The sequence below is a fragment of the Escherichia sp. WS1451 genome (assembly GCF_046487365.1).
Classification (GTDB): Bacteria; Pseudomonadota; Gammaproteobacteria; order Enterobacterales; family Enterobacteriaceae; genus Escherichia; species Escherichia coli.
Window position 1 is genome coordinate 273941 of sequence record NZ_JBJQJP010000005.1, and the last position, 9530, is coordinate 283470.

The 9530-nt window shown below is 51.0% G+C and carries 7 protein-coding genes and 1 pseudogene; 3 read left to right on the plus strand and 5 right to left on the minus strand.

Translation table 11 applies throughout. The features are described 5' to 3' along the window. Window positions 1-5: 5 nt before the first annotated feature. From glpX to cmtB, 4 genes are read right to left on the minus strand one after another with little or no spacing between them, the layout of a single operon-like run. Window positions 6-971 carry a class II fructose-bisphosphatase gene (gene glpX / locus ACJHX7_RS09745; RefSeq protein WP_000987303.1) on the minus strand — a complete coding sequence of 322 codons (966 nt, stop codon included), beginning with the start codon at window positions 969-971 and terminating at the stop codon, window positions 6-8. Further along, window positions 968-2245, minus strand: coding sequence for a zinc-binding dehydrogenase (locus ACJHX7_RS09750; protein ID WP_032171986.1), 1278 nt, complete (start codon window positions 2243-2245; stop codon window positions 968-970). Before ACJHX7_RS09750 ends, glpX begins: the two co-directional genes overlap by 4 nt. 14 nt (window positions 2246-2259) lie before the next feature. Next, window positions 2260-3654, minus strand: a complete 1395-nt coding sequence (cmtA, locus tag ACJHX7_RS09755; RefSeq protein ID WP_032171987.1) for a PTS mannitol transporter subunit IICB — start codon at window positions 3652-3654, stop codon at window positions 2260-2262. Window positions 3655-3681: 27 nt separating this feature from the next. Beyond that, entirely contained in the window at window positions 3682-4125 is a 444-nt protein-coding gene (cmtB, locus tag ACJHX7_RS09760) for a PTS mannitol transporter subunit IIA (protein WP_032171988.1), read from the minus strand. A 377-nt stretch (window positions 4126-4502) separates the two neighbouring features. Between cmtB and ACJHX7_RS09765 the strand changes: the two genes are divergently transcribed. Further along, window positions 4503-5411, plus strand: coding sequence for a prohibitin family protein (locus tag ACJHX7_RS09765; protein WP_000646940.1), 909 nt, complete (start codon window positions 4503-4505; stop codon window positions 5409-5411). 45 nt (window positions 5412-5456) lie between these two features. Here ACJHX7_RS09765 and tkt read toward each other — a convergent pair whose 3' ends face one another. Further along, the gene (gene tkt, locus ACJHX7_RS09770; protein WP_000098632.1) at window positions 5457-7448 is read right to left on the minus strand and encodes a transketolase; all 1992 of its coding nucleotides are present in this window, start codon (window positions 7446-7448) and stop codon (window positions 5457-5459) included. A 277-nt stretch (window positions 7449-7725) separates the two neighbouring features. Between tkt and loiP the strand changes: the two genes are divergently transcribed. Both loiP and ACJHX7_RS09780 read left to right on the plus strand, forming a co-directional pair. Then, on the plus strand, window positions 7726-8484 hold the full coding sequence (gene loiP, locus ACJHX7_RS09775) for a metalloprotease LoiP (RefSeq protein WP_001297457.1): 759 nt from the start codon (window positions 7726-7728) through the stop codon (window positions 8482-8484). An 80-nt stretch (window positions 8485-8564) separates the two neighbouring features. Then, window positions 8565-9530: pseudogene (locus ACJHX7_RS09780) on the plus strand (IS3-like element IS1397 family transposase); the annotation flags it as partial.

Here is a 9530-nt window from a genome sequence, read left to right on the forward strand (position 1 = left end):
CACCATCAATGCAGGGAGTCTATTATATTACACGTTTGGTCCGCGCCGCCGATCAGTAATGTCTGCGTCCGCACCCCATTCGCCGTCTGTTGGATACCGTTCACCAACTCGCCACCCGTCACGCCCGTAGCGCTAAAGAGGATATCGTTCCCCCTCACCAGTTCATCGAGCGAGTACACACGGTTAACGTCAACGCCCATTGCCTTGCAACGCTTGCGCTCCTGCTCTGCAATCTGCCGATTTTCCGTGTAATCCCCTTTAGCCTGACAAAAGTCAATCAGCTGGGCCTGCATATCCCCGCCTAATGCTTTAACGGCACAGGCAGAAATCACGCCTTCTGGCGCACCGCCGATGGTGTACATCACATCGTAAGGATTATCCTGCCAGCAGGTCAGCACGCTGGCGGCGACATCGCCATCCGGCAGAGCGAAAACCTTCACGCCCAGCTGTGTTGCTTCTTCAATCGCGGCACTCAGGCGCGGTTTATCCAGCGTAACCATGCGCAGCTTGTCCAGCGGTTTGCCTAACGCTTTCGCCACGTTGCGCAGGTTGTCCACCAGGGGCAAAGACAGATCAATCGCGCCCGCCGCCAGCCGATTAACAACCAGTTTTTTCATATACATATCGGGAGCGTGTAGCAGGCTGCCTCGTGGGGCGAAGGCCATGACTGCCAGCGCATTGCTCTGTCCCATCGCCACCATCCTGGTGCCTTCAATCGGATCAACCGCGATATCGACTTCTGGCCCATCGCCTTTGCCCACCTCTTCGCCAATCCACAGCATCGGCGCGTGGTCAATTTCCCCCTCGCCGATAACCACACGCCCACGAAAAGCGACGTCGTTTAATGCCTGGCGCATCGCGGTGACCGCGAGGCCATCAATTTTGTTTTTGTCGCCACATCCGGTTTGCGGCCAGGCAGCCAACGCTGCCTGTTCCGTAACGCGAAATAATGGCCACGCCAGGGACATCATTGCGCGGCCTCCCCGATATCAACGCCAAATTGCGCCAGCAGATATTTCTCGGCCTGCTCATTCCAGATGCCGTGCGTTTCCTCAACCAGCCGCGCCAGCTCTTTAAACAGCGGATCGGTTTTGCCTTTTTCGGCAAAATCGGCAATGGCAGTGAGCGGCATGGTCACGCCGTTATAAATGAGTTTTTTTCCGCCAGGGATATCCGGCAGATTGAGCACGGTTTCTGGCACCGCATCAAGGCCACCAATATGGGTCACCATAAACGACGGCTGTAACTGTCCCGTGGCGCTAAGGGCAATCGCCTCTTTCATGTCGTCCGTGGAACCGCCGGACGTGCCGACAACGTGCGTACTGTTGTAATGGACGTTGTAGAAATTAAACGGCACTTTGAAGTTTTTATCCGTTGGCCCGGCAAAGAAGTTCAGGCAGCCATCTTCCGCCAGTAATTCATCAGCCATCTCGACGACTGAAGGCACCGCCGCATAAACAAAAATGTCATCGAACCCGGCATCTCCTGTCAGCGCCCGCAGCTTCTGTACCGGATCGGCCATTCCTTTGGTATTCACATATATCAGCTCAATGCCTTTGCTGGCCGCCAGCTCCACCGGCAGCAGCTTCTGTACCTGCGCCAGGCGTTTGTCGTCGATATCGACCACCACCACCCGCGACGGTTGTATGCCGCCGTTAATGGCGTAATCGATAGCGCCAATGCCCATTGGGCCAGCACACGCCAGCAGTGCAATATTGCCGCCAGGTTTGACGCCCATGCGATGCTCATAAACATATTGCGTGGTGTGATAATTGGCATGATAAGCGCCAATAATGCAGCACATAGGCTCTGCCAGCGACGCCGCAGCAAAATAAGAGCCGTGATACGGTAATACGCAGCCCAAATTAATGGCGATTTCGGGAATAATCATATAGGTGGCGTTACCGCCAAAATATTCGTAGCTGTAGCCCGCTGAATATCCGCTTGGTAACCCCATCGCCGGTTGCAATACAAAACGCTGGCCTTTTTTATATTTGCCAGTGAGATTTTTACCCACTTCGACAATAACCCCGGCACATTCATGCCCGGTAATGACCGGATGATTTTCTAAATCGTCGGGTACGCGTTTATGTTCACTACCGAGTAACGCCGCTTTCCAGGTGGATAAACAGACGCTGTCAGAAATTACACTCACCAGCAGTTCATTATCGGTAATTTCTGGCAGTTCAAATTCGCGCAGACGGACATCCCGCTTGCCATAAATAGCAGCAACTTTGGTTTTCATTTTTACCTCTGTAATCAGTGTTTATGTTCGGCGGTTAATTGATTAAATAAAGTGTCGAGTTTTGGATCGCCAATATAGTTATTAATCAATATCAGTGATTTATCCGTCACACGTTTCACGCGCCCTTCCAGACTGGCATGAGTAACGACGATATCCGCATCCGCATCCGCAGGCACGTTTTCTATCGCATAATGTTTTACTTCAATTGGCAGCCCCGCTTTTTCCAGGCGTTTACGGAAGGTCGTCGCGCCCATCGCACTGGAGCCCATCCCCGCATCGCAAACAAAGGCGATACGCTTAACTCTGCTTAGCGAGAATGCACCCTCTTGTTTCATCGCCTTAACAGCATTGGCTGACTGAGCAAACTCATCTTCGCTCTCCGTTTCCACCGTTTTTTCCATCTTCAGTATCAGCGAAGTGATAGCAAAGGACACCAGGGTACCTACCGTAACACCAGCAATTGTCGCCAGGAATGAGCCTTTCGGCGTCAGTGCCAGGTACGCAAAGATAGACCCCGGACTTGGGCCAGCCACCAGACCACCGTCCAGTAAGTTAAACATCCAGGTGCCAGACATACCACCCGCAATCATGGCAATAATGGTCAGCGGCTTCATCAGCACATATGGGAAATACAGTTCGTGGATCCCACCGAGGAAGTGAATAATCATCGCCCCGGGCGCAGAACGTTTACTCATCCCTTTACCAAACAAGGTAAACGCCAGCAGCAGCCCCAGGCCCGGACCTGGGTTAGAGGCCACCATAAAGAAGATGGATTTACCGTTAACCGAAGCCTGTTGCATTCCCAGCGGATAATAGACGCCCTGATCGATCGCATTATTAAGGAAAAGCACTTTCGCCGGTTCATTGATGACTGACAGCAGAGGCAGATAACCCGCATGTACCAGCGCCTCAATACACTCTTTGACGAAAGTATTGGCAATTAACACCGCCGGGCCGATCACTTCAAAACCCAGCAGACAAAGGAGCATCCCCGCGATACCTAATGAGAAGTTATTGATAACCATCTCAAAACCAGCAGGTATGCGTTTTTCCAGTGCCTTATCGACATATTTTATGACCAGCCCACCGAGCGGCCCCATAATCATTGAGCCAAGGAACATCGGGATCTCTGCGCCGACGATCACACCAATAGTACCTATTCCGCCCATGACTGCGCCGCGTTTACCGCCGACTAAATGGCCACCGGTAGAACCAATCATCACGGGCAATAAATAGGTAATCATCGGGCCGACAATTTTGGCGAAATGTTCGTTAGGCAGCCAACCGGTGGGAATAAATAACGCAGTAATAAAACCCCAGGCAATAAAAGCACCAATATTGGGGATGACCATTGCAGTCAAAAAGCCCCCAAAAGCCTGGACCTTTGCACGAGCAGACTTGTTTTCCATAATATTATCCTGTAGAGGAGAGAGTAATTATCCGCGGCTGATAATGTCCGCTAATTGTTTTTCTGATGATGCTGTTAAGAGTTGTTCGAGTATTTCTTCTTCGCACAGTAATTCACTTAACGCCTGAATAGCGCCAATGTGCGAATCGGCATCGGCAGCAGAGAGTCCGATGAGTAATTTAATTGGTTCGTCATTCCCCTGAAAATAAACACCTTGTTCAAGTAATGTCAAAGACATCCCGGTTTTAAGCGCCCCACATTCCGGTCGCGCATGAGGCATTGCCACGCCTGGTGCGAGAATATAATAAGGGCCATTGTTAATGGTGGAATCTTTAATTGCCTGAATGTAATTCTCGCTGATATAGTTTTTATCCAGCAATGATACCATCGAGAAATCGATAGCTTCCTGCCAATCTTTTGCTGAATGTATAACTGAGATTGATGATTCTGGAAAATAATCAATAAGCCGCATAAATTATCCTTATTTTATTTTTAGGGTACCGTCCGGCGGTAAAAATAAAATACTCGTGCGGTTTAATGAAAGCAATTGGGTACGCGAGAAGAAAAACCCCATGAACAAAAATAATAAAACCTTAAATAACAACAACATGAAATTGATATTTTTAAAGTCAACTTTGTATTTGTTACGTTTATCACAAAATCAACATTTTGATTGTTGTTGTATTTGTGATGCATATCGCCATTTATTTATTGAATATCCGAAAACATACTTTTTTTAATGCAACGTTTTTTCGCTATACCCCTTTATAGATTCTGAATTCTCACCTGTCGGCTATTTTCTCCTTACCTCATGTGACATATTCCCCACTTTACTCAAGGAAGATTCATATGAAAGCACCTGTTTCATTAACCTCATTTCGCCCACAAAAATCTCTTGCTATCGCCATTGGCGTGCTTGCCGTGGTTGTGCTGCCATTTCTCTCGTATTACACCGTTAATGAAGGTGAACGCGGCATTTTGCTGCGCTACGGAAAAATCGTAAAAGTTGCCGAGCCGGGTCTGGGTTTTAAGATCCCGTTTATGGAAAGCGTGGAGAAAATTTCCACGCGTAATCAGGCTGTGGTCTATCAGGGATTACAGGCCTACAGCCGCGACCAGCAACCGGCACAAATGACAGTATCAGTCAGCTTCCACATTAAACCTTCAGAAGCAGGCGCGGTTTATACCACCTACAACACCATTGAAGCATTAAAAGATCGTCTGATTGTCCGTCAGTTGCCAACTCAACTGGAGAACGTTTTCGGCCAATATACCGCCATCAGCGCTGTACAGGATCGTACAAAACTGGTTCAGGATCTGCAAAATGCCATGCGCAAAGCCGTTGTTGGGCCAGTGGTAATTGACGGGGTCCAGATTGAAAATATTGATTTTTCTGACGCTTATGAAAAGTCGATTGAAGACCGAATGAAAGCAGAAGTCGCCATTGCCACGCGTAAGCAAAATCTGGAAACAGAGAAAATCCAGGCGCAAATAGCGGTAACTCAGGCCCAGGCAGAAGCAGACAGTAAACTGGCGGCAGCTAAAGCAGAAGCGGAAACTATTCGCGTAAGAGGCGCGGCAGAGGCTGAAACTATTCGTTTAAAAAGTGCGGCTGAAGCAGAAGCGATCCGCCTGCGCGGTGAAGCTCTGCGGGATAATCCCGGACTTGTAGCCCTCACCACTGCCGAACGTTGGGACGGTAAACTGCCCGATACCATGATCCCCGGCAGCACAGTTCCGTTTATCTCTACTAAGTAAAAAAAGGGCCGCTTTCGCGGCCCTTCTCACAAAGCATCTTACCGATTACAGCAGTTCTTTTGCTTTCGCAACAACGTTGTCAACGGTGAAGCCGAACTCTTCAAACAGCAGCTCTGCCGGAGCAGATTCACCGAAGGTGGTCATGCCGACGATAGCACCGTTCAGGCCAACATACTTGTACCAGTAGTCAGCAATACCCGCTTCCACCGCAACGCGTGCAGTAACCGCTTTCGGCAGTACAGACTCACGGTAAGCCGCATCCTGCTTGTCGAACGCGTCGGTAGACGGCATGGAAACCACGCGCGCTTTCACGCCTTCAGCAGTCAGTTTTTCGTAGGCAGCAACCGCCAGTTCAACTTCAGAACCGGTCGCGATGAAGATCAGTTCCGGCTGACCGGCACAGTCTTTCAGCACATAACCACCGCGCGCGATGTTTGCCAGCTGCTCTTCAGTACGTTCCTGCTGCGCCAGGTTCTGACGGGAGAGGATAAGCGCAGTCGGGCCGTCCTGACGCTCAACGCCGTATTTCCACGCGACCGCGGATTCAACCTGGTCACACGGACGCCATGTGGACATGTTCGGGGTCACGCGCAGTGAAGCGACCTGCTCAACCGGCTGGTGAGTCGGGCCATCTTCGCCCAGACCGATGGAGTCGTGGGTGTAAACCATCACCTGACGCTGTTTCATCAGCGCAGCCATACGTACGGCGTTACGTGCGTATTCCACGAACATCAGGAAGGTGGAGGTGTACGGCAGGAAGCCACCGTGCAGGGAGATACCGTTAGCAATCGCGGTCATACCGAACTCGCGAACACCGTAGTGGATGTAGTTACCCGCAGCATCTTCGTTGATTGCTTTAGAACCAGACCACAGGGTCAGGTTAGACGGTGCCAGGTCAGCAGAGCCGCCGAGGAATTCCGGCAACAGCGGGCCGAACGCTTCAATCGCATTCTGAGACGCTTTACGGCTGGCGATTTTCGCCGGGTTAGCCTGCAGTTTAGCGATGAACTCTTTCGCTTTGGCGTCGAAGTCAGACGGCATTTCGCCTTTCATACGGCGGGTAAATTCAGCGGCTTCCTGCGGATAAGCTTTCGCGTAAGCAGCGAATTTCTCGTTCCATGCGGATTCTTTCGCCTGGCCTGCTTCTTTCGCATCCCACTGAGCATAGATTTCAGACGGGATTTCGAACGGTGCATATTTCCAGCCCAGCTGTTCGCGGGTCAGGGCAATTTCAGCGTCGCCCAGCGGCGCACCGTGGGAGTCGTGCGTACCGGCTTTGTTCGGGGAACCGAAACCGATGATGGTTTTGCACATCAGCAGGGACGGTTTGTCGGTCACTGCGCGCGCTTCTTCTACTGCGCGTTTGATGGATGCTGCGTCATGACCGTCGATGCCGCGAATAACGTGCCAGCCGTAAGCTTCGAAACGCATTGCGGTGTCGTCGGTGAACCAGCCTTCAACGTGACCATCGATAGAGATACCGTTGTCATCGTAGAACGCAATCAGTTTACCCAGCTTCAGCGTACCCGCCAGAGAGCAAACTTCGTGGGAGATGCCTTCCATCATGCAGCCGTCACCCATGAAGGCGTAGGTGTAGTGGTCGACAATGTCGTGGCCCGGACGGTTAAACTGCGCCGCCAGCGTTTTTTCTGCAATCGCCATACCGACTGCGTTGGCAATACCCTGACCCAGCGGACCGGTGGTGGTTTCCACACCAGCGGTATAACCTACTTCCGGGTGGCCCGGCGTTTTGGAATGCAGTTGACGGAAGTTTTTCAGTTCTTCCATCGGCAGATCGTAACCGGTGAGGTGCAGCAGGCTGTAGATCAGCATGGAGCCGTGGCCGTTGGACAGCACGAAGCGGTCACGGTCAGCCCAGGACGGATTCTGCGGGTTGTGTTTCAGGAAATCACGCCACAGGACTTCGGCAATGTCAGCCATACCCATAGGGGCACCCGGGTGACCGGATTTGGCTTTCTGTACTGCGTCCATGCTCAGCGCACGAATAGCATTGGCAAGCTCTTTACGTGAGGACATTTTGACTCCAGATCGGATGATGAAGGGCACGCCCTTAACGACTTGACGACAGCGCGTTTTGGGCTACGCCGGAAAATTTGCCAACAATTTACCGCAAGCCGCGCGTCATGTACATGGAACATCCTTTTGCCGCTTCAGAAATCTCTGGATCATGCTCGCATGTTGCGCAATCTGCTCGCCCGTCCGCTGCGCTTTTCCTTATACTGAGACTGAGCGTCGATTCACCTGCAAACGGCGCATTTTTAGAATAATCCTGACCTTGTGCGGAAGAGAAAACATGAAAATTCGCGCCTTATTGGTAGCAATGAGCGTGGCAACGGTACTGACCGGTTGCCAGAATATGGACTCCAACGGACTGCTCTCATCAGGAGCGGAAGCTTTTCAGGCTTACAGTTTGAGTGATGCGCAGGTGAAAACCCTGAGCGATCAGGCATGTCAGGAGATGGACAGCAAGGCGACGATTGCGCCAGCCAATAGCGAATACGCTAAACGTCTGACAACTATTGCCAATGCGCTAGGCAACAATATCAACGGTCAGCCGGTGAATTACAAAGTGTATATGGCGAAGGATGTGAACGCCTTTGCAATGGCTAACGGCTGTATCCGCGTCTATAGCGGGCTGATGGATATGATGACAGATAACGAAGTCGAAGCGGTGATCGGTCACGAGATGGGGCACGTAGCGTTAGGCCATGTGAAGAAAGGGATGCAGGTGGCACTTGGTACAAATGCCGTACGAGTAGCTGCGGCCTCTGCGGGCGGGATTGTCGGCAGTTTATCGCAATCACAACTCGGTGATCTGGGCGAGAAATTAGTCAATTCGCAATTCTCCCAGCGCCAGGAAGCAGAAGCCGATGATTATTCTTACGATCTTCTGCGCCAACGCGGCATCAGCCCGGCAGGTCTTGCCACCAGCTTTGAAAAACTGGCAAAACTGGAAGAAGGTCGCCAAAGCTCAATGTTTGACGACCATCCAGCATCCGCCGAACGCGCCCAGCATATTCGCGATCGTATGAGCGCGGATGGAGTTAAGTAAGCATTTTATTACGCCGGATTTGACGCATCTGAACTGCACTCCAAATGTTGGACATAATCTGACATCTGAAGGTGCAGTTTATGAAACATTCATTTGAAGTAAAACTTGCCGCTGTAAATCATTACCTGGCTGGTCATGCAGGCATCATTTCTACGGCAAAACTCTTTCAACTTTCTCACACCAGCCTCTCACACTGGATTAATCTTTTTCTTCTTCACGGTCCTCGGGCACTGGATTGCAGACACAAGCGTAGCTATTCTCCTGAAGATAAACTTTGCGTGGTTCTTTATGCTCTCGGGCATTCTGAGTCTCTACCCCGGGTAGCTGCCCGGTTTAACATTCCCAGCCACAACACGGTTAAAAACTGGATAAAAGGCTACCGCAAATCTGGTAATGAGGCCTTTATCAGGCGCTGGAAGGAGAAAAGCATGACCCGTTCTGATGATACCCATGAAAACGAGGCAAACATGACGCCGGAAGAGATGAAGAATGAGCTGCGTTATCTTCGCGCAGAAAATGCATATCTGAAAGCCATGCAGGAGCATCTCCTGGAAAAAAAGCGCCAGGAGCTGGAGAAAAAACGAAAGTCATCCGGAGCCTGAGGTGCGGACACTGCCAGTCTGACCTGTTAAAGGCTGCAGGGCTGGCCAGAAGCACGCTGTACTACCAGCTGTCACTGCAGAAGGGTAAGGACAAGTATGCTGATGTGAAACAGCTCATAGCCTCCATCTTCCATGAACACCGGGGATGTTATGGGTACCGGCGGATCCATTGTGAGCTTCAGAAAAGAGGTCTTAAGTTCAGTGGCAAAACGGTGCGAAAACTGATGCAACAGCTCGGCCTGAAGTCTCCTGTGCGCCTGAAGAAATACCGATCTTACCGGGGAAATATGGGACTCGCAGCAGAAAATATCCTTCAGCGGCAGTTCAAAGCGGAAGCTCCCTGTGAGAAATGGGTGACAGATATCACCGAATTCAGGGCTGGCGGACAAAAACTGTACCTGTCCCCGATACTTGATTTGTTTAACGGGGAAATCGTGGCGTGGG

What these genes read in the sequence shown, in the direction of transcription:
- cmtB (WP_032171988.1), bottom strand. Translation starts at nt 4,125, where the DNA reads ATGCGGCTTATTGATTATTTTCCAGAATCATCAATCTCAGTTATACAT.
- ACJHX7_RS09765 (WP_000646940.1), top strand. Translation starts at nt 4,503, where the DNA reads ATGAAAGCACCTGTTTCATTAACCTCATTTCGCCCACAAAAATCTCTT.
- glpX (WP_000987303.1), bottom strand. Translation starts at nt 971, where the DNA reads ATGATGTCCCTGGCGTGGCCATTATTTCGCGTTACGGAACAGGCAGCG.
- ACJHX7_RS09750 (WP_032171986.1), bottom strand. Translation starts at nt 2,245, where the DNA reads ATGAAAACCAAAGTTGCTGCTATTTATGGCAAGCGGGATGTCCGTCTG.
- loiP (WP_001297457.1), top strand. Translation starts at nt 7,726, where the DNA reads ATGAAAATTCGCGCCTTATTGGTAGCAATGAGCGTGGCAACGGTACTG.
- cmtA (WP_032171987.1), bottom strand. Translation starts at nt 3,654, where the DNA reads ATGGAAAACAAGTCTGCTCGTGCAAAGGTCCAGGCTTTTGGGGGCTTT.
- tkt (WP_000098632.1), bottom strand. Translation starts at nt 7,448, where the DNA reads ATGTCCTCACGTAAAGAGCTTGCCAATGCTATTCGTGCGCTGAGCATG.